This is a genomic window from Faecalibacterium intestinale, from assembly GCF_040096575.1.
Taxonomy (GTDB): domain Bacteria; phylum Bacillota; class Clostridia; order Oscillospirales; family Ruminococcaceae; genus Faecalibacterium; species Faecalibacterium intestinale.
In genome coordinates this window covers 42,231-62,257 of record NZ_JBBMEN010000001.1, presented here as the reverse complement: position 1 = coordinate 62,257, position 20,027 = coordinate 42,231, and the positions used below count along the sequence as shown (strand labels likewise).

General features: G+C 60.1%; 18 protein-coding genes. 2 read left to right on the top strand and 16 right to left on the bottom strand.

Annotated features, from left to right (window positions below; genetic code table 11):
- Positions 1 to 33 precede the first annotated feature (33 nt).
- The 16 genes from WMO20_RS00270 to WMO20_RS00195 all read right to left on the bottom strand — a co-directional run bounded on the left by WMO20_RS00270 (position 34) and on the right by WMO20_RS00195 (position 18,662).
- Positions 34 to 378 (bottom strand): ComEA family DNA-binding protein, encoded by a 345-nt coding sequence (locus WMO20_RS00270; protein ID WP_349185475.1) that lies wholly within the window; start codon positions 376 to 378, stop codon positions 34 to 36.
- A gap of 82 nt (positions 379 to 460) precedes the next feature.
- On the bottom strand, positions 461 to 1,288 hold the full coding sequence (locus WMO20_RS00265) for an HAD hydrolase family protein (protein ID WP_112089800.1): 828 nt from the start codon (positions 1,286 to 1,288) through the stop codon (positions 461 to 463).
- On the bottom strand, positions 1,285 to 2,217 hold the full coding sequence (locus WMO20_RS00260) for an RluA family pseudouridine synthase (RefSeq protein WP_349185474.1): 933 nt from the start codon (positions 2,215 to 2,217) through the stop codon (positions 1,285 to 1,287). Before WMO20_RS00260 ends, WMO20_RS00265 begins: the two co-directional genes overlap by 4 nt.
- Before the next feature lie 3 nt (positions 2,218 to 2,220).
- Entirely contained in the window at positions 2,221 to 2,700 is a 480-nt protein-coding gene (gene lspA / locus WMO20_RS00255; RefSeq protein ID WP_112089798.1) for a signal peptidase II, read from the bottom strand.
- Positions 2,701 to 2,791: 91 nt separating this feature from the next.
- A complete protein-coding gene (gene ileS / locus WMO20_RS00250) occupies positions 2,792 to 5,587 on the bottom strand; it encodes an isoleucine--tRNA ligase (RefSeq protein ID WP_349185473.1) in 2,796 nt (931 codons plus the stop codon).
- A 36-nt stretch (positions 5,588 to 5,623) separates the two neighbouring features.
- Positions 5,624 to 6,463, bottom strand: coding sequence for a DivIVA domain-containing protein (locus WMO20_RS00245; RefSeq protein ID WP_238066678.1), 840 nt, complete (start codon positions 6,461 to 6,463; stop codon positions 5,624 to 5,626).
- Positions 6,464 to 6,484: 21 nt separating this feature from the next.
- On the bottom strand, positions 6,485 to 7,303 hold the full coding sequence (locus tag WMO20_RS00240; protein WP_112120717.1) for a YlmH family RNA-binding protein: 819 nt from the start codon (positions 7,301 to 7,303) through the stop codon (positions 6,485 to 6,487).
- Positions 7,287 to 7,751, bottom strand: a complete 465-nt coding sequence (locus WMO20_RS00235) for a cell division protein SepF (RefSeq protein WP_005925611.1) — start codon at positions 7,749 to 7,751, stop codon at positions 7,287 to 7,289. The genes WMO20_RS00240 and WMO20_RS00235 overlap by 17 nt, the downstream gene beginning before the upstream one ends.
- A gap of 109 nt (positions 7,752 to 7,860) precedes the next feature.
- Positions 7,861 to 9,174 carry a biotin/lipoyl attachment domain-containing protein gene (locus WMO20_RS00230; protein ID WP_349185472.1) on the bottom strand — a complete coding sequence of 438 codons (1,314 nt, stop codon included), beginning with the start codon at positions 9,172 to 9,174 and terminating at the stop codon, positions 7,861 to 7,863.
- Between the two features lie 5 nt (positions 9,175 to 9,179).
- The gene (miaA, locus tag WMO20_RS00225) at positions 9,180 to 10,100 is read right to left on the bottom strand and encodes a tRNA (adenosine(37)-N6)-dimethylallyltransferase MiaA (protein ID WP_435387751.1); all 921 of its coding nucleotides are present in this window, start codon (positions 10,098 to 10,100) and stop codon (positions 9,180 to 9,182) included.
- Positions 10,101 to 10,113: 13 nt separating this feature from the next.
- Complete coding sequence (gene mutL, locus WMO20_RS00220) at positions 10,114 to 12,219, bottom strand: DNA mismatch repair endonuclease MutL (protein ID WP_349185470.1); 2,106 nt, start codon at positions 12,217 to 12,219, stop codon at positions 10,114 to 10,116.
- 33 nt (positions 12,220 to 12,252) lie between these two features.
- Positions 12,253 to 14,868 (bottom strand): DNA mismatch repair protein MutS, encoded by a 2,616-nt coding sequence (gene mutS / locus WMO20_RS00215; RefSeq protein ID WP_349185469.1) that lies wholly within the window; start codon positions 14,866 to 14,868, stop codon positions 12,253 to 12,255.
- Positions 14,869 to 14,980: 112 nt separating this feature from the next.
- Positions 14,981 to 15,388 (bottom strand): YlbF/YmcA family competence regulator, encoded by a 408-nt coding sequence (locus WMO20_RS00210; RefSeq protein ID WP_005925591.1) that lies wholly within the window; start codon positions 15,386 to 15,388, stop codon positions 14,981 to 14,983.
- Between the two features lie 60 nt (positions 15,389 to 15,448).
- Positions 15,449 to 16,840, bottom strand: coding sequence for a tRNA (N6-isopentenyl adenosine(37)-C2)-methylthiotransferase MiaB (miaB, locus tag WMO20_RS00205; RefSeq protein WP_316540278.1), 1,392 nt, complete (start codon positions 16,838 to 16,840; stop codon positions 15,449 to 15,451).
- Between the two features lie 118 nt (positions 16,841 to 16,958).
- Complete coding sequence (locus tag WMO20_RS00200) at positions 16,959 to 17,363, bottom strand: Fur family transcriptional regulator (protein WP_112089790.1); 405 nt, start codon at positions 17,361 to 17,363, stop codon at positions 16,959 to 16,961.
- Between the two features lie 24 nt (positions 17,364 to 17,387).
- Positions 17,388 to 18,662, bottom strand: coding sequence for a replication-associated recombination protein A (locus tag WMO20_RS00195; RefSeq protein WP_015538564.1), 1,275 nt, complete (start codon positions 18,660 to 18,662; stop codon positions 17,388 to 17,390).
- Positions 18,663 to 18,834: 172 nt separating this feature from the next.
- Between WMO20_RS00195 and WMO20_RS00190 the strand changes: the two genes are divergently transcribed.
- Both WMO20_RS00190 and WMO20_RS00185 read left to right on the top strand, forming a co-directional pair.
- A complete protein-coding gene (locus tag WMO20_RS00190; protein ID WP_112089789.1) occupies positions 18,835 to 19,524 on the top strand; it encodes an endonuclease III domain-containing protein in 690 nt (229 codons plus the stop codon).
- 20 nt (positions 19,525 to 19,544) lie between these two features.
- Positions 19,545 to 19,871, top strand: a complete 327-nt coding sequence (locus WMO20_RS00185) for a GlsB/YeaQ/YmgE family stress response membrane protein (protein ID WP_112089788.1) — start codon at positions 19,545 to 19,547, stop codon at positions 19,869 to 19,871.
- The last annotated feature ends 156 nt before the right edge of the window (positions 19,872 to 20,027 follow it).

Genomic DNA, 20,027 nt, shown 5'->3' with positions numbered 1-20,027 from the left:
CCTCTTTGACCAAGGCAGAAAGCGGGCTGCGCCCTAGCGGACATACGCCTGCCCTGCCCATGAATCCACCATTGCTTGGGTAATGCCCGGCACCTGCGCGGCATCCTCCACCTGTGCAAACGGACCGTACTGCGCCCGGTAGTCCAGAATAGCCTGTGCATTGCGGGGACCGACGCCGGGCAGGGTGCACAAGGCATCTGCATCGGCTGTGTTCAGCTCCACCTGTGTGTACTCCGCCAGCGCCTTTGTGTCCGGCAGTGTCTGCGGGGTCTGTGCTTGCAGCGGCACTGCAAACCGGAACGCCAGCCCTGCACAGATCCCTGCGGCGGCAAGGCACAGCAGAAGAAACAGCCCCTCGCGGTGCTTTTGGTTCGGCATAGGTCCTCCTCCCCATTCTACCTGATTTTTTGCTAAAAAGAAAGCCCTCTGCGGGAAAATAGCAGAGGGCTTTGCACAAATTTTACACGGATTTTTCAGCAGCACGCACCATGCGGTACAAAACCTCCACAGCAGCGCCACCGGCGGCATCCGTCAGGGTGATCTGCTCGGCGGCAAGGCGCAGCTCTGCCGGGGCATCGGCTGCCACTGCGCTATGCTCTACAGCCTGCACCAGTTCCAGCATGGGCTGACCGCCCGCCAGCGCAAGAACCTGCTCCGCGCCCACCTGCGCCATGGCGCAGACGGTGTCCAGCATTTCCCGGCCAGAGATTCGCTTCGGGGTGAGAACAAGAGTGTCCGGGGCGATACGCTCGCCCAGCAGGGCAACACGATCCCCGATGGCCTTTTCAGCCAGCGAGATCAGGGGCACAGACTTGCTGTCCTGATACAGCAGCACCCGCAGCACCTGCTCGGGGCGGATGTCGGCGGCGTTTGCCAGCAGATACGGGGTCCACTCCTGCCGCAGATGGCGCTCCAACGCATTGCTCATGCGCAGCACCCGGGTGGTGCCGTCCTGCATCTGCACGGCGACACCCACGCCGGGGGTATCCGGCAGGCAGGTAAAAAGCTCCTGCTGCTGGGCAAAGCTGCACAGGGGTACCCGGTTGCCGTCGGCATAGTGGTAGGCCATGGTGCCGCCGCACACCAGCGCAGGCGCTGCCAGACGCACGCTGCCCAGAATGGAGCGCACGGCGCGCGGAGAGCGCTGCGAAAAAACAGTCAGTCTGCCGCCGCGGCTGCTGAACAGCTGCAAAACATCCCGCACCACCTGGGTCAGATTGCCATCCTCGCCCAGCAGCAGGTTATCCAGATCACAAAGCACCAGAGTGGATGCCAGAGAATCGTTCATGTGTTTTTCCTCCTGAGTGTTGCGAGAAAATGGGTAAAGTAGTCCGGCAGCTCGGAATCGAACCGCAGCTGCTCCCCGGTGATGGGGTGGATAAAGCCCAGCGTTTTGGCGTGCAGGCACTGGCCGTGCAGGCTGGTGATGCAGTTGTGAGGGCCGTACACCGGGTCCCCCGCTACCGGATGGTGGATGGAGGCCATGTGTACGCGGATCTGATGGGTGCGGCCGGTCTTTAGGCGGCATTCCAGCAGGGTGAACTCGCCCAGCCGCTCCAGCACCTTGTAGCCGGTGTAGGCGTACTTGGTGTGAGGCTCGCTGGCCGGGTAGACTGCCATTTTTTTGCGATCGGTCTTGCTGCGGCCAAGGTTTGCTTCCACAAAGCCCTCGTCCTGCGCAAAGCCGCCGTAGACCACCGTCTGATAGGCACGCTCCACGCTGTGCACCGCCATCTGCCGGGAAAGGCCGATGTGGGTGGCGTCGTCCTTTGCCACCACCAGCAGGCCGCTGGTGTCCTTATCGATGCGGTGGACGATGCCAGGGCGGATCTCGCCGCCAATGCCGGAAAGGCTGCCCTTGCAGTGCCACAGCAGGGCGTTGACCAGCGTGCCGTCCGGGTTGCCGGGTGCGGGGTGCACCACCATGCCCTTGGGCTTGTTGACCACCAGCAGGTGGGCATCCTCGTAGACGATATCCAGCGGGATATCCTGCGGCACAGCCTCGATGGGCTTTGCGTCAGGGATCTCCAGCAGCACGGTGTCTCCTGCCTTGAGTTTCAGGCTTTTGGCCACAGCCTTGCCGTTGCACTGCACATGACCCTCGGCCACCAGCGCTTGCAGCGCCGAGCGGGACAGGCCGGTGTCCTCGCCGCTGAGAAAGCGGTCGATGCGCTGCCCGGCAGTCTCCTGCTCTACGATAAATTCACGCTGTTCCATGGTTTATTGCTCCTTGGCGGCATCATCGGCATGGAGCTCATCCAGAAAGATCACCAGCACCCACAGTGCCACGCCCACGCAAACACAGATATCCGCAAAATTGAACACAGCAAACCGCATGAACAGCAGGTTGATGTAGTCCACTACCTCGCCGTTGAGCACACGGTCGATCAGGTTGCCGATACCACCGCCCAGCACCAGCACCAGTGCTGCCTGCTGCAAGCGCTTGCCGCGGCTGCGGAAGAACAGCCCATAGGCCACTGCCAGCAGCGCCGCACTGGTGGCGATGATAAGGAACAGCTGCTTGCCGCTGAGCAGGCTGAAAGCCATGCCCTGATTGAGCACGAACCGCAGCTCCACCACATGGGGGATGAGCGGCATAGCGCCTACCGGCTGCAACGCCTGCACCGCCCACAGTTTGATCAGCTGGTCGATGCCGACCAGTGCCGCCACAGCCGCCAGATTAAAGAGAACAAATGCCATTAGCTACCTCGTTTCTGTTATAAAAAACGGCGCTCCCCGGTCAAGGGAGCGCCGCCCTTTTACAAAACAGATTTGTATTGATGCGGGACGCTTATGCTTCCACAACGCTGGCGCAGCGTGCGCACAGAGTGGGGTGTGCAGGATGGCTGCCGATGGAAGCAGAGTACTTCCAGCAGCGCTCGCACTTGTCGCCGGTGGCGTGTGCAGCTGCAACGCCCAAGCCCTCGACAGCGCTGGCAGCGCCGCCCTCACCCTTGACCAGCTCCACATGGGAGACGATCATCAGGTCGGCCAGCTCGTCCATGGGGATGCTGTTCAGCAGGTCATAGACGGCATCGTTGCAGTACAGGGTGACGGAAGCTTCCAGAGAAGCACCGATCAGCTTTTCAGCACGGGCCTGCTCCAGCACCTTCTTGACCTCGTCGCGCACGGCGATGAGCTGTGCCCACTTTGCCTTGAAGGCATCGTCGGCGGCGTACTGGCCGGCCTTGGGCATCTGCTCGAACACCACATACTTGTTCATACCCTCGGTCTTGGGCATGAAGTCCCAGATCTCCTGACTGGTGAAGCACAGGATGGGGGCAATGATCTTGTCCAAAGCGACAAGGATCTTGTACATAGTGGTCTGGGCTGCCTTGCGGGCGGTGCCGTTGGTGCAGTACAGACGATCCTTGGTGACGTCCAGATAGAAGTTGGACATAGCCACCACGCAGAAGTTGTACACGGCGTGGTAGACCTTGTTGAAGTCGTACACAGCGTAGCCTGCGTTGGTGTTGACGATCAGGTCATCCAGCGCAGCCAGTGCCCAGCGGTCGATATCCTGCAGCTGGTCGTCTGCCACACAATCGGTGTTGGGGTCAAAGCCGTCCAGATTGCCCAGAATAAAGCGGGCGGTGTTGCGGATCTTACGGTAAGCTTCGCTGAGCTGCTTGAAGATGTTCTTGCCGGCGCGCACGTCCACGGTGTAGTCGGAAGAAGCCACCCACAGGCGGATGATATCGGCGCCGTAGTCCTTGATGATCTCGCTGGGCTCCACGCCGTTGCCGGCGCTCTTGTGCATCTGCTTGCCCTGCTCGTCCACCACCCAGCCGTGGCACAGCACGGACTTATAGGGTGCACAGCCCTTGCTTGCAACACTGGTCAGCAGGCTGGACTGGAACCAACCGCGGAACTGGTCGCCGCCTTCCATATACATATCGGCGGGGAAACGCAGCTCGGGACGCTCGTCCAGCACGGCGGCGTGGGTAGAGCCGGAGTCGAACCAGACATCCATGATGTCGGTGTCCTTCTCCCACTCGGAAGCGCCGCACTTCTCGCACACTTCACCTGCGGGGATGATCTGCTCGGCATCGTACTTATACCATGCGTCAGAGCCTTCCTTGCGGAACAGGGCGCTGACAGCCTTGATGGTAGCGTCGGTGATGTGGTAGGTGCCGCACTTCTTGCAGTAGAAGGCGGGGATGGGCACGCCCCAAGTGCGCTGGCGGCTGATGCACCAGTCGTTGCGGTCACGCACCATGCCGGTCATGCGGTCATGACCCCAATCCGGCATCCAGGTGACGGTATCAATTGCCTTGTACACGTCCTCGCGGAACTTGGCAATGGAGCAGAACCACTGCTCGGTAGCGCGGAAGATGATGGGGTTGTGGCAGCGCCAGCAGTGGGGGTACTGGTGCTTGATGTGCACCTGACCCATCACAGCGCCGGAAGCAGTCAGGTCGGCCAGAATGGTCTTGTTGGCTGCCCACACGCGCTGACCAGCGTACTTGCCGGCCAGCTCGGTCAGGTAACCACCGTCGTCCACAGGCACGGTGATAGGCACCTGCGGATACTTCTGGCAGACGTTGAAGTCGTCCACGCCGTGGCCGCCTGCGGTGTGCACGCAACCAGAACCGCTTTCCAGCGTGACGTGGTCGCCCAGAATGACCCAGCCCTCCTTGGGCAGGTAGACGTGGTTGTAGCGCATCAGCTCGAACTCAGCGCCGGAAACAGGCTCGCCCACGATCTCGTAGTTCTCGATGTGGCAGGCGTCCATGACGCTCTTGACCAGATCGGTGGCCATGATGTGGTACTCCTCGCCGATCTTGACGAAGGAATACTCGAACTGACCGTTCAGGCAGATAGCCTCGTTGGCGGGCAGGGTCCAGGTGGTGGTGGTCCAGATGACGAAGTAGGTCTTATCCATGGGGATGCCGTACTTTGCCAGCACACCGTTGGGATCCTGCGAGACGTGGAAGCGCACAAAGATAGAATCGCAGTCGTCCTCACCGTACTCGATCTCGGCTTCTGCCAGCGCGGTGCGGCAGTCCGGGCACCAGTACACGGGCTTGAGACCCTTGTAGATGTAGCCCTTCTTGGCCATCTCGCCGAAGATCTCGATCTGACGCGCTTCAAACTCAGGCTTCAGGGTCAGGTAGGGGTGCTCGAAGTCACCGATAACGCCCAGACGCTTGAACTGGTCGCTCATGATGTCGATATGCTCGGTGGCAAACTTTTCACAGATCTGGCGCAGCTCCAGCTTGGAGATGTCCTTCTTTTTGTCGCCGACCGAGGACAGAGCCTTCAGCTCAATGGGCAGGCCGTGGGTATCAAAGCCGGGCACATAGGGAGCCTGATAGCCCTCCATGTTCTTTTCGCGGATGATGATATCCTTGATGATCTTGTTCAGGGCAGTGCCCATGTGGATATTGCCGTTTGCATACGGAGGGCCGTCGTGCAGAATGAACTGGGGCTTGCCCTCATTGTGCTTCATGAGCTGGTTGTACAGGTCGTTGTCGTCCCAATCCTTGAGCATGACCGGTTCCTTTTTGGGCAGGCCGGCACGCATCTCGAACAGGGTCTTGGGCAGATTCAACGTACTGTCGTACTGCGATTTGTTCTTAGCCAATGGTTTACACTCTCCTCTATTTTTGCGTTGGGTGCCTTACTCGCTGAACTTGACGCCCTGAAAAGCATCATAGTCCGGCTCGTCCGGCTTCATATCAGCAGGAGGCGGGTCCAGCTTGAGCTGGCTTTCGTCCTTTGCCCAGAAATCCTCGCTGCTGTCAGCCGCCTTGTCGTCATCGGCAGGGGCGGCAGGTTCGGTGGTTTTGGTCGTTTCGGCAGGCTGCTCGGCCGGAGCTGCTGCAGCGTCGGCTGCGGGGGCAGCATCAGGCTGTGCGGCGGGCTGCTCTGCGGCAGTCTCCTGCGCAGGCTCTGCGTCCTGTGCGGGGGCGTCCTGTGCAGCTTCCTTGGTTTCCTTCTGGAACTCCGGCAGACGGCTCAAAGACTCCACATGGCTGCGGTACAAATTGAGCACATCGGCCTTGAAGCGGGTGACCTCCAGACGGACGCGGTCGTACTCCCGTTCCTCCGCCATACGCTTCTCATTAGCTTCGTTCTCGATCTCGTCTGCGCGGTCGCTTGCCTTTTGCAGCAGCTCGTTGGCATCGCGGATGATATCGTCGCCCCGCAGATTTGCGCGGTGGATGATCTCCTCAGCCTTCTGGTTTGCTTCGCGGATCACGTTTTCGCCCATGCGCTGAGCATTGATCAGCGCACTCTTGAGCATATCGCCGTCAGCCTCAAAGCTTTGCAGCTCGCCCTTGAGCTTCTGATTCTCTGCGGTCAGATCTGCGATCTGCTTGCGCAGCTGCTCTGCCTGCGCATCGTTCTGCTGCAGCTGCTCCTCGACCTTGTCCAGAAAACGATCCACGTCCTCTGTACGGTAGCCGCGGAGGTTTTTTTCAAATTGTACAGAGCGGACATCCTGCGGAGTCAGCATAGTCATTTCCTCCCATAGCTTTTAATATTGAAAGAACTCAATGATCGAACGATCTTTTTTACTTTTCCCGGGCAATGCGGTCAGCCGGAAGCGGCCCTTGCCGCGCACGGTGAACACATCCTGCTCGTATACGGGGGCATGGGGCTTTTCTACCGGCAGATGGTTGATTTCTACCCTGCCCGCTTCGATCAGCTCCGCAGCAGTACCGCGGCTGACGTGCAGCATGGCAGAAAGCACCGCGTCCAGCCGCAGGGAGGACACGGTGGCAGTGAGCAGCTGCCGCTCCGGTGCCGGGAAAGCCGGGATCTCTTCCGGCTCCAAAAGACGGGTGGACACCTCGGTGCGCCCCGCCTGACACAGCTCCCGGCAGATGAGCTTTGCCGCCGGCTCCAGCGCAAACACATAGGCTGTGCCCGGCGCATCGGCGGGCAGCAGGATATCGCCCAGTGCTTCGCGCTTGAGGGCAAGCCCCATCAGGCTGCCCAGATAGTCCTTGTGCGCCGGAAGCGCCGCACCGGGCAGCGCCCGGCACTGCAGCTGTACGCAGCGCACCGGACACTCGCCGTAGCTGTACTCCGGCTCCAGACAAAGCACCCGGCGCTCGGCTTCGGGCCAGCCGCCATCAAAACGCCAGCCGTCCCGCACACCGGCACGCCCCAGTGCCGCCCGGGCAAGATCCTGTTCCCGGTCGCTGAGGAACGCGGAGTACCGGGCTATGCCGCGGGAAAAAGCCGCATCGGCAAGATCCTCGATATGCCGCATGAGATAGCGTTCCTCATCGTTGCGGGCGGGCACAAAGCCGCGCACCGCACCGGCCGCCGGATCAATAGAATGCGCCATTGTTCTCCAGCTCGTCCAGCAGGTCACCCATGATATCCACGTTGTACGGGGTAATGATAAAGGTGCTGTTGGCTACGCGCTTGATCTGACCGTTGTTGGCATAAGCCACGCCGGACAGGAAATCCACCAGACGGCGGGAGACTTCCTTGTTGGTGGACTCCAGATTCAGCACCACGGTACGCTTGTTGTTCAGATGGTCGGCAATGGTGCTGGCATCCTCGAACCGCTCGGGCTTGACCAAAACCACCTTGAGCTGGGTGGTAGCGTGGATATTGACCACCTTGTTCTTTTTGCTGGTGCCCTCGGCAGGCTCTTCGGTCTCTTCATCCATCCCGATGCCGACGCCGCTGTTGTTGTTCACCATCTGGGGGCCGTCATCGATGTACTGATCCTCGTACTCGTCCCCTTCACCCATCAGGCCCTTTTTAATGCTATCCAGCAAAGACATAATTATCTGCTCCTTTCATTCGGGCAGCGCCCGGCTGCCTGGCGTTCTTTGCAAAAAGAATGCAAATAGCTTTTACTATTATCTGATTTTTTGCAGCAGATGTCAATAACTACAAAAGTTTTCCGTCATATAAATTTTGTCCCGAGACGATTATTTCGTCATAAAGCCTTACCTGACTGACAGAACCGTCCGTTCCCTTGGGCAAAACAAGGATGTAATCCCCTTCCGTGACCAGCGGATGGTCAGCATCCACGGGGTCGATCTTACAGAAGCGGGCAATGTTGCCGTACTTGACATACACGCCGGGGATATAGTTTTCGCCCTGCGTTTCGGCCTCGGTGCCGTCCTCCTTCAGGTAGTGCACCGCTGCAGCAGGCACCCGCAGACCGGTGCTTTCCCCGGTGCTGATGCGGGCACGGGCGTGGTTGAGACACAGCACGTCGCCGTTGATGGAATTGCAGTGCAGCACAAAGCGGGCAACATCCTTTTCTGCATCAACGGTCACCTCGGTGACGGTAGCGCGCAAGGCGGCATCGCTCTGGCCGGGAAAGCTGATCTCCACTGCCGTGCGCAGGGGCTTGCCGTCCGAACCCAGCAGCTTTTCGGCCTGCTTTGCCGAGCACACACCGGCGTACTGCCAGCTGAACCCGGCCACCAGCTTGCCTACACAGCCATCCAGCGGCATCTCGGGGTCGGAGTCCAGATAGGCCTTGAGCTGCTCCGGGCTCTGCGCCAGAATGTCCGCAGCACCGGCGTTCAGCCGTCCGCTGCTGGCAGCCCGGACAAAGTAGCCGGTGGTGGGGGCGGTGATCTGGGTGGGGTTGCCCAGCTGGGCCTGCACGGTCTGTGCCTGCTGGGCAAGCAGCGCGATCTGATCCGCAAAGCCGGCGGTATCGCCGGTGGTGATCCACAGCTTGTTCTGCGCCAACAGGTAAGCATCGGCGCTGCTGTCCACATCGCTGTAGCGGTCGGTGTCCAATGCATCCAGCAGATCGTACAGTGCGCCGGAGCGCTCCTTGAGCAGACCGTCCAGCTGGGTGGCTGCGGTATTCTGGGAGCGCTGCAACAGATCGATCTGGCTGGTGAGCTGGGTCAGCTGCTGGCGCAGCACCGCCTGATTGGCGTCGGTGTACAGCTCTGCAACGGCAGTGCCCGCCGACACCCGCTCGCCATCCGAGACAAGGTAGCCCAGATTGCCGTTACCGGAAATGCAGGTTTCGTCAAACAGCAGCACGCCGTCCGCTTCAATGGTATCGGAGATGGTGATGGGCAGCGCCGTTTCGTAGACGTTCTGAGGGAAAAGGATGTGCGCCGCCTGCCAGCAGACATACACTGCCGCCGCCAGCAAAAAGGTGGCCATCACAACTGCCAGCGTGGTGAGCGCAGAGAGCTTGTGGCGCGGTTCCTGAGGGGTTTCCGGCATAAGGATCATCCTTTCGATAAAAAGTCTTGGGTCAGGCGCAGGGCGGTCTGCCGCACGTCCTCAGCCCCGGCATCCAGCCATGTGACCCCGTCCATGTGGCGGAACCATGTCAGCTGGCGCTTGGCGTAGTTACGGGAAGCCTGTTTGAGTTTTTCAGTGCAGGCATCCAGCGCTGCAGTCTGCTCAAAATACGGAAAAAATTCTTTATAACCGATGGCCTGTGCGGCGGTGCGGAAGGCTTCGCGGTTGTGCCAGACGTATTCCGCCTCGGCTAAAAGCCCGGCTTCCAGCATTTTGTCCACCCGCAGGTCGATGCGGCGGTACAGCGCTGCACGGTCCGGGAAGTCCAGTCCCAGCACAAGGCTGCGGTAGGGACGCTCCGGCGGCAGCGAATCGGCCTTTTGTTCGCTAAGACGCTTGCCGGTGGCGCGGTAGTGCTCCAGCGCCCGCAGCACCCGCACCTTATTATTGGGGTGGATGGCAGCGGCGGCTTCCGGGTCCACGGCTTGCAGTTTTGCATACATGGCTTCCGGGCCGATGGCTTCCAACTCGGCGGTCAGCTGCTCGCGCAGGCCGTCCGGGGCTTTTTCGGCGGTGAAGCGCACCCCGTACAAAAGGCTCTGCACATACAGTCCGGTGCCGCCTACCAGCAGCGGCAGATGCCCCCGGGCGGTGATATCCTGAATATACTCCCCTGCCAGCGCGGTGAAATCCGCCACGCTGAAGGTCTTTTCCGGGGTGAGGATGTCCACGCCGTGGTGCGGGATGCCGCAGGTCTCCTGCGGGGTGATCTTGGCAGTGCCCACATCCAAACCTCTATAGATCTGCATGGAGTCGGCGCTGATGACCTCGCCGGAGAACCGCTGCGCCAGCGCAACGCCCAGCGCGGTCTTGCCGGTGGCGGTGGGGCCTACCACAGCCACCACGGCGGGTTTTGCATTACACGATGCGTCCAAACTGCTTTTCCAACTCCTTTCGGGTAAGTTTGAGCACGCAGGGACGACCATGGGGGCAGAAAGGCGGCACCTCGCCGGAGAGGATCTTCTCGGCCAGTGCCATAAGCTCCTGCGGGGAGGACTTGTCCCCCGCCTTGATGGCGGCGCGGCAGGAGATGGAGTGCAGCACCCACTCGGTGTGCTCGTTCAGTGCGTCCCGGCTGCCCTTGAGCAGGCGGTCGGCGATCTCCACCAGCAAGTCCTCGGCGTTCTGCGGCTCTACGTCCGCAGGCACGGCGCGCAGCAGCACGGTACTGCCGCCAAAGTCCGCCACATCCAGCCCGGCGTTTTCCAGCAGGGGCTGGTTTTCCAGCAGCGCCTGCTTTTCCTCTGCGGAAAGGTCGATGGCGGCGGGTTGCAGCAGCAGCTGGCTGGGCACGTTGCCGTAGTTGGCAGCAAGTTTTTCGTACAGCTGGCGCTCATGGGCGGCGTGCTTGTCGATCAGGCACAGCTCGTCACCCCGCTCGGCCAGAATATAGGTGCGGAAAACTTCGCCCACATACCGCAGCGGCTCTTCTCCCTGCGGTACATCAAAGCCCAGCTGCTCCGGCTGTTCCGGCTGTTCGGGTTCTTCCGGCTGATAGGGCACCGTGGCGGCTTCGATCTCCGGAGCGGCGGGTACGGTGTTCCATGCCGCCATGTGATCCAGCAGCGGGTCGGCTGCGGTGTCCGTTTCCGGGTGCACATCCAGCTGCGCTTCACCGGCAGCTGCCCGGAAGGGCTGCAGCGCGGGCTGGACTTCGGTTGCATCCGGTTTTTCCGGGCTGTGGAGGGTGACCACAGGATCCAGAATGTCCTCTGCGGGGGCAGACTGCCGCCACGAGGGCACAGCAGCAGCCACGCGGGCAGGCTGTGCGGGCTGTACCGGCGGGGTATCTGCCGTAAAAGCCGGGGCTTCCCAGCGCTGCGCGGGCAGCGTACCGGGGTCTGCCTGACCCGGAATCACGGCAGAAAATCCCGTAAAGTGATTATTCTTTACAGAATTTTCGTTCTTTGTATCGTTTTCTTTTTCGGATTTCTCATTTTTGTCCGCTTCAAAGGTAAAGCGGCGTTCCCCGGTGCCGGGCTGTGCCAGTGCCAGCTTGACCGCATGATAAACGACATCGAACACGTCGTTTTCCCGGGCAAAGCGGGCTTCGATCTTTGCTGGGTGGACATTGACGTCCACAAGATCGGTGGGCATTTCCAGCAGCAGGATGCCGCCCGGGAACTTGCCCTGCATGGTCGTTCCCTTAAAGGCCATTTCCATGCCCGCCATGATGGTGCGGTTGCGCACATAGCGGCCGTTGATGTAGAAATGCTGCATACTGCGGCTGGCGCGGCAGCTTTTGGGCGGGGTGATCAGACCACTGACCCGGTACAACCCTTCCTCGGAGTGCACCTCGATGAGGTCGCGGCTGAACTCCCGGCCAAGCACCGCATAGGCGGCGCTGCGCAGCTGACCATCGCCGGGGGTGACATATTGCAGCTTGCCCTCCCGGATGAATTTGACGCTGACCTCCGGGTGGCTGAGTGCAACATGACCTACGTTATCTGCCACAAAGGTGCCCTCGCTGGAGTCCTTTTTGAGGAACTTCATGCGGGCGGGGGTATTGTAGAATAGGTCCTGCACCCGGATGGTGGTGCCCACAGCACGGGCGGCAGGCTCCCTGCCCTGCTCCTCGCCGCCGGCGATGCGGTAGCAGGTGGCAAACTCGTCCACCTCGGTGCGGGTGAGCAGCTCTACCCGCGCCACGCTGGCAATGGAAGCCAGTGCTTCGCCGCGGAAGCCCAGCGTATGGATGCTGTTCAGGTCGTCCGGCTTTTCGATTTTGCTGGTGGCGTGGCGGATGAAGGCTGTCGGGATATACTCAGCATCAATGCCGGTGCCGTTATCGCTGATTTCGATCAGCTTTACGCCGCCGGACTCGATGCTGACGGTAACCTGCGTTGCACCGGCGTCGATGGAGTTTTCCAAAAGCTCCTTGACCACCGATGCCGGGCGCTCCACCACCTCACCGGCGGCGATCAGCTCAGCGGTATGCTTATCCAGAACATGGATGACTGCCATGGTATTTTCCCTCCCCTGTGGTTGATTTTATGGTCAGCCGTTCAGGCTGCCCTTGAGGGTCTTTTTCAGCTCGTACAAAAAGTTCAGCGCTTCAATGGGAGTAAGCGTTTCCACATCCACGGTCTCCAGCTTTTCCATCATCTCGCTGGGCACTGCCGGGGAATTGTACTCCTGCAAGGCGTCAAAATCCATCTGCTCCACCTTGTTTTTGGGGGCAGATGCTTCCAGCGTGCGCAGCACCTCGTGGGCGCGGCGGGTCACGCTGCCGGGCAGACCGGCCAGCTTTGCCACCTCGATGCCGTAGCTGTCGTCGGCGGGGCCGCGCACGATGCGCCGTAGGAAAGTGATGTCCTCGCCGCGTTTTTTGACCGCGATGTTGTAGTTTTTTACGCCCTCTACGGTGCCTTCCAGCTCGGTCAGCTCGTGGTAGTGGGTGGCGAACAGGGTCTTGCAGCCCAGTCCTTTGGCAGGGTCTGCGATATGCTCCACCACAGCGCGGGCAATGCTCATGCCGTCAAAGGTGGAGGTGCCGCGGCCGATCTCATCCAGCACCACAAGGCTCTTAGCGGTGGCGTTTTTCAAAATTTCGGCCACCTCGGTCATCTCCACCATAAAGGTAGACTGGCCTGCGGCAAGGTCGTCCGATGCACCGATGCGGGTGAAAATGGCATCCACCACGCCCACATGGCAGCTGGCAGCCGGCACAAAGGAGCCGATCTGTGCCATCAGCGCAATGAGGGCATTCTGACGCATATAGGTAGATTTGCCCGCCATGTTGGGGCCGGTGATGATCAGGCAGCGGTCGGTGGTGCAGTTGAGGGTGGTATCGTTGGGCACGAACATACTGCCCTTGAGCACCTGCTCCACCACCGGGTGACGTCCCTCGGTGATGGTCAGCACATCACTGTCGTCCACCATGGGGCGGCAGTAGTTATTTTCCGCTGCAACCTGCGCCAGCGCAGCCAGTACATCCAGCTGGGCGATAGCATTGGCGGTGCGCTGGATACGGTCCAGCTGGGCACCGATGCTCTCCAGCAGTTCGTCAAACAGGCGGCGCTCCAGCGAGATGAGCCGCTCGTGTGCGCCAAGGATCTTGCTTTCCAGCTCCTTCAGCTCCTGCGTGATGTACCGCTCGCCGGAGGTGAGGGTCTGCTTGCGGATATAGGTCTCCGGCACAAGGTTTTTGTAGGAGTTGCTCACCTCGATGAAGTAGCCGAACACATGATTATAGCCGATCTTCAGCTTGGGGATGCCTGTCTCCTGCCGCAGGCGGGCTTCCAGCTGCGCCAGCACCCCCTTGGTGTTGTCGCGGATGGAGCGCAGCTCGTCCACCTCGGCATGGTAACCCTTGGCAATGACGCCGCCATCCTTGAGGGTGGAGGGTGCGTCCGGGTCTACTGCGGCATAAATGCGCGCCTTGATATCCTCCAGCGGGTCGATGCTGGCGGCAAGCTCGGAAAGCTCCGGGCAGCTGCAGCCCTCCGCCTGCTTGCGCAGACCGGGCAGACGGTCGCAGGTCTGGGCAAGGGTGTAGATCTCTTTGGGGGTGGCAGAGCCGTACACCGTGCGGGTCATCAGGCGCTCCAGATCCGCGATGTAATGCAGTTCCTCGGTCAAATCGCCGCGCACCATGGTCTGGCGCACCAGTGCCTCCACGGCGTTCAGGCGGTGGTTGATGAGCGGGCTGGAAATAAGCGGCTGCTCGATCCAGCTGCGCAGCATCCGCTTGCCCATGGCAGTGCTGGTCTTATCCAGCACCCACAGCAGGGTGCCGCGCTTTTCGCGTCCGCGCAGGGTCTCGGTCAGCTCAAGGTTTGCCCGGGTGACCGGTGAAAGCCGCATGAACTGGGCTTCGTTGTAAGTAATGACGGTCTTTAGCCGCTCCACGCCCTTGATTTGGGTATCGTGCAGATATTCCAGCAGCGCGGCCATGGCAAAGCGCACCAGACCCTCGGCAGCTATGCCGGTGGTCTGCGGCCAGTCGCGGCCAAACTGCTCTTCCAGCGCAGACGCCACCAGCCCCGGCGCATAGCGTTCGTCCTCGACCAGCTCCACCGAGCAGTTCATATTCTTCTTGATGTAAGCGGTCACCTCGCGGCAGTCCAGCAGACCGGGGTTCAGCAGTACCTCGCTGGGGTGGTAGCGGCACAGCTCGGTAATGACCGCCGGGGCGATCTTATCCGCCGTCAGTTCGGTGATATGCGCCGTACCGGTGGAAACATCCGCAAAGCACAGACCGGCCTTTTTGCCCTTGAGGTACAGGCTGGCAATGTAGTTGTTGCGGTCGTCCTGCAGCATACTGCTTTCAATGACCGTGCCGGGGGTGACCACCCGGATGATGTCCCGCTTGACAAGCCCCTTGGCTTTAGCGGGGTCCTCCACCTGCTCGCAGATGGCCACCTTATAGCCCTTGGCGATCAGGCGCGCCACATAGCCCTCGTAGCTGTGGAAGGGCACGCCGCACATGGGGGCGCGCTCCGCAAGGCCGCACTGCTTGCCGGTAAGGGTAAGATCCAGCTCCCGGGACGCCGTGACGGCATCATCGAAGAACATCTCGTAAAAATCGCCGATGCGGTAAAAAAGAATTTCGTCCTTGTGTTGATTTTTGATCTCAAGATACTGCTGCATCATGGGCGAAAGCTCTGCCATGGTTTTTCCTCTTTCCCTTGTATGGTTCCGTCAGCCGGTTTGCGGGCTGTAACCGCCGGTGCAAACAAAACGCGGTCTGTGTTGCACAGCCGCGTTCCGATGAAAACTCTGCTCAGTGGCAGCCGCCGCAGGTGGAGCAGCTGCCGGTGCAGGAGGCAGAAGGCTCCTGCACGGTCATGGGGTCGCCGCCGTTCATGGCGGTGTTGATGATGGCGTCGATATAGTTGACCAGATTCTCGCACTCGCGCTTGGCCTCGTTATATGCCACCATACCCTCGTTGCCCATGATCTGACCGTAAAGGCTGTTCACCTTCTCGTTCAGCTCAGCGATGCGGGCATCGTCGCGCTCGTTCTTGCCGATCTCATTGTTCAGATCCATGCGGGCCAGATTGAACTCGCCGATCAGGTTCTGCAGCTCCTCATCCTTATCGTTTGCCTTGCGGGCCTGATCCAGAATGACGTAGCGGGGGTCGGTCTGCAGTGCCATAGCGGCACGCTTGAAAAGATCAATGCAATCCATGATTGGGTTCTCCTTGTTGTTTTTATTCTTTCTGGGGCAGTTTACCCCGGAATCACGTTTTTATGCTTCCACTTCGCCCAGCAGCACAGTGGCGCGGGCACCGGTAAGATGTACGGTCGCGTAGCTGCCCAGCAGTGCCGGGTCGGCGGCAAACTCCACGGTCAAATTATTGTCCAGTCGGCCGGAAAGGGTGCCCTCGTTGCGGCCGTAACCTTCCACCAGCACCCGGACAGTCTGCCCTACCTGCGCCTTGACCAGCGCCATGGCGATCTCGTCCTGCGTAGCCAGCAGGCGGGTCATGCGGTCGGTCTTTTCCTTGCGGGGGGTGGGGTCCGGCATTTCGGCAGCCTTGGTACCGGTACGCTTGGAGTAGATAAAGGTGAACAGCTGCATATAACCCACCTTGCGCACCAGTTCCAGCGTTTTTACAAAGTCCTCCTCGGTCTCGCCGGGGAAGCCCACGATGATATCGCTGGAGAAGGTGATGCCGGGCACGGTCTTGCGGGCGTATTCGATGAGCTCCAGATACTGCTCCACCGTATAGTGGCGGTTCATCTGCTGCAAAAGCCGGTCGGAACCGCACTGCACCGGCAGATGCAGGTGCTTGCACAGCTTCGGCTGGGCGGCGATGGTATCAATGAGCTTATGGCTGGCGTCCTTGGGGTGGCTGGTCATAAAGCGGATGTGATAATCGCCGGGCACGGTGCACAGCAGGTTGAGAAGGTCGGAGAAATCGATCTGCTCTTCCAGACCCTTGCCATAGCTGTTCACGTTCTGACCCAGCAGGGTGATCTCCTTATAGCCCGCTTCCACAAGGCTGCGGAACTCCGCAAGGATATCGCCGGGCTTGCGGCTCTTCTCGCGGCCGCGGACGTAGGGCACGATGCAGTAGGTGCAGAAGTTGTCGCAGCCGTACATGATGGGCAGCCATGCGCGGAACTCGCTCTCGCGCCGGATGGGGATATTCTCCACGATGACCGGACGCTGGGCAGGGTCCAGCAGCACCCGCTTATGCTTTTGCAATTTCTGGGCAACAAGCTGCGGCAGGGTGTCGATGCCGTCCACGCCGAACACCAGATCCACATAGGGGTAGCTCTTGCGCAGCTTTTCCACAACGTGCTTCTGGTTAGCCATGCAGCCGCACAGGCCGATGATGAGACCGGGCTTTTTTTCCTTGAGCCCCTTCAGCGCGCCCACGTTGCCGAACACCCGCTGCTCGGCGTGCTCACGCACAGCGCAGGTGTTGAACAGGATCAGGTCGGCGTCCTCGGGCTTATCGCACAGGCCGTAGCCGATATCCACCAGCACGCCTTTGATGCGCTCGCCGTCGTTGACGTTCTGCTGACAGCCGTAGCTGTGCACAAAGGCCAGCGGCGGGGTGTCGTAGGTCTGCCGCACCAGCTCGGCGGCAACGGTATTATGTTCAAAGTTAATGTATTCCAAAAAAACCATCCTTCTCCGCCGGGCAGGGTAGCCCCATGCGGCGAAACTCTATTTTCTGTTATTTTATAAAAGACACTCTTTAGTATACCCTGTTTGGCCGCTGCGGGCAAGAGGAAACACGCAAATTTTATGCCTGTTTGGCCGCTGCAACCTCTGCATCCTGTCTGCGGCAGCACTCTTCGCACACGCCCAGCAGCACCACGGCGCAGTCCTGCACCCTGCCCTTCTGGTTTTTGACCAGTTCCATCACCTGTTTTCCGTCCACATCTGCATCGGTCACGCCGCCGCAGACGGTGCAGTACAAATGGCTGTGCCACGGCAGGGTGTGGTCAAAACGGTCGGCCTTGCCGGGAATGGACACCCGGCGCACCCGCCCGGCCTCCACCAAACTGTTCAGGTTGCGGTACACGGTGCCAAGGCTCAGGTTCGGGCACTCCTGTGCGGCTTTATCGTAGATCTCTTCCGCAGTCGGGTGGTCGCACAGCCGCTCCACCGTCTGCATGACAAGCTCCCGCTGTTTTGAGTAGCGCATATCCATCCTCCTTTTTTACACGGTTCAGACGTTTTCTTCCCCTTTGATCTTTGCCCAGTACGCCCGGGCGGCCTGCTCGGTCTTGTTGTCGCCAAAGGTGTAGTATTTGGTATCCTTCAGCACATCCGGCAGGTACTGCTGCTGTACCCAGTGGTTTGCGTAGCTGTGGGCATATTTGTAGTTCTGCCCCTTCACCAGCGCATCCTCGCCATCAAAGTGCTTGTTTTGCAGCTGGCGTGGGATGGGGCCGGTGCGCCCGGCCTGCACATCCGCAATGGCTGCGTTGATGGCGTCGTGGGCGCTGTTGGATTTTGGGCTGGTGGCCACCAGAATGACCGCGTCCGCAAGCGGCAGACGCGCCTCCGGCAGACCCACCATGTTGGCGGCATCCACCGCCGCCTTGACGATGGGAATGATCTGCGGGTAGGCAAGCCCCACATCCTCGCAGGCGCACACCATCAGGCGGCGGCAGGCAGAGGGCAGATCTCCCGCTTCCAACAGACGTGCCAGATAATGCAGTGCCGCGTCCGGGTCGGAGCCGCGCATGGACTTTTGGTAGGCAGAAACGATGTCGTAGTGGTCGTCGCCCTCCCGGTCGTAGCGCATGGCGGTGCGGCGGGTGACCTGCCGGATCATATCCAGAGTAATGCGCTTTTCTCCGTTTTCCACCGGTGCTGCCGTGACTGCAAAGTCCAGACAGCCCAGCGCCTTGCGCAGATCGCCCCCGGCGCTTTCGGCCAGATAGGCACAGGCGTCCTCGTCCATGCACACCGGCACCTGCTCCCCCTCGGAAAGGCGCTGCACGGCGTTGCGCACCCCGCGCTCCACATCCGCTGCGGCAAGGGGCTTGAACTCAAACACAGTGCAGCGGGAAAGCAGGGCATTATAGATGTAAAAATAGGGGTTCTCGGTGGTGGAGGCGATCAGGGTGACGCTGCCGTCCTCGATGCATTCCAAAAGGCTCTGCTGCTGCTTTTTGTTCAGGTACTGGATCTCGTCCAGATACAGCAGAATGCCGCCCGCCGCTGCCAGCGTGCCGATATCCTTGAGCACCGCCTTGATATCCCCTGTGCCGCAGGAGGTGCCGTTGAGCTTGTGCAGGGTCATGCCGCTGTTCTCGGCAATGATACGTGCCACCGTGGTCTTTCCGGTACCGGAGGGGCCGTAAAAGATCATGTTGGGAATGCGTCCGCTCTCGATGGTGCGGCGGAACACCCGCCCCGGGGCCAGCAGATGCTGCTGCCCGCACACATCCGCCAGCGTTTTGGGACGCAGGCGCTGCGCAAGAGGTTCGTTCATGGTGGTTTCTCCTTCCCTGCCCGCAAGGCACTTTTTATATAGTATAACGCATTTAGAAAAGGAGGACAAGGGCTTTTCTGAAAATCATTCTCAGATAATGTCCCGTAAACATTTACAAATCCTGTCAAACATGGTATGATTCAAGTATTCCCTTTCAAAGGAGGTTTGTCCCATGCCGGTACGAAAAAAGGCCCCGGAGGACCTTACCGCAAAAAAAGCGCTGGCGCTGGAAGTCATCCGGCGTCTCAAGGCTGAATACCCAGATGCAGGGTGCACACTGGACTACGACCACGCATGGCAGCTGCTAGTCAGCGTGCGGCTGGCCGCCCAGTGCACGGATGCCCGGGTGAACATTGTGGTGGAAGAGCTGTTTGCAAAATACCCCAGTGTGGCGGCGCTGGCTGCCGCCGAACCGGAGGACATTGAAGCCATCGTCAAGCCCTGCGGGCTGGGACACTCCAAGGCGCGGGACATCTCGGCTTGTATGCGGATGCTGCGGGACAAGTACGACTGCCGGGTGCCTGACACCTTTGACGAATTGCTTGCCCTGCCCGGCGTGGGGCGCAAGAGCGCAAACCTGATCATGGGCGATGTGTTCGGCAAGCCCGCCATCGTTACCGACACCCACTGCATCCGGTTGTGCAATAAAATCGGCCTTGTGGACGGCATCAAGGAGCCGCAGAAGGTGGAGATGGCCCTGTGGAAGATCATCCCGCCGGAGGAAGGCAGCGACCTTTGCCACCGCTTTGTGATGCACGGCCGTGCGGTGTGCAATGCCCGCAAGCCGGAATGCGAAAAATGCTGTTTGAAAGACATCTGCCGCACCGCCCGCGAAGCCGCCGGGCAGCAGGCAGAGCCGTGATTTTCAAGGAGGTATAATCTATGATCACCTTAACCATTTTACTTATCGTTGCCCTGCTGTGTGTACTGGTGGGCTGTCTGACCGGTCTGCTGTCGCTGGTAGGCGTGCTGGCTTCCCTTTTTGTGGGCGTACTGGTGGGTGCACTGGCCGGATATCTGGCCGGGCGTTTTATGGGCACGGAAACTTCCCTTGGCCGCAACATCCTGATGGGTGTGCTGGGCAGCTTTGTGGGCGAGTTTTTGTTCGGCCTGCTGGGCATCCACGCTTCCGGCAGCTTTTCTTCCTTTGCCATCTCGGTGATCGGTGCCTGCATCTGCATCTGGATCGGCCAGAAGATCTCCAAGTAAGTTTTTTGTAACAGTACGCCGCCGCATTCTGCTGCCGGAGTTTCCGGGCAGGGTGCGGCGGCTTTTGGCTTTATATCCGAGCAAAAACGTCTTGCGCAGAAATATCTTCCGTTTGATTAAACCACGATGCACACGCACCGTGGTTTTTGTTTGTCC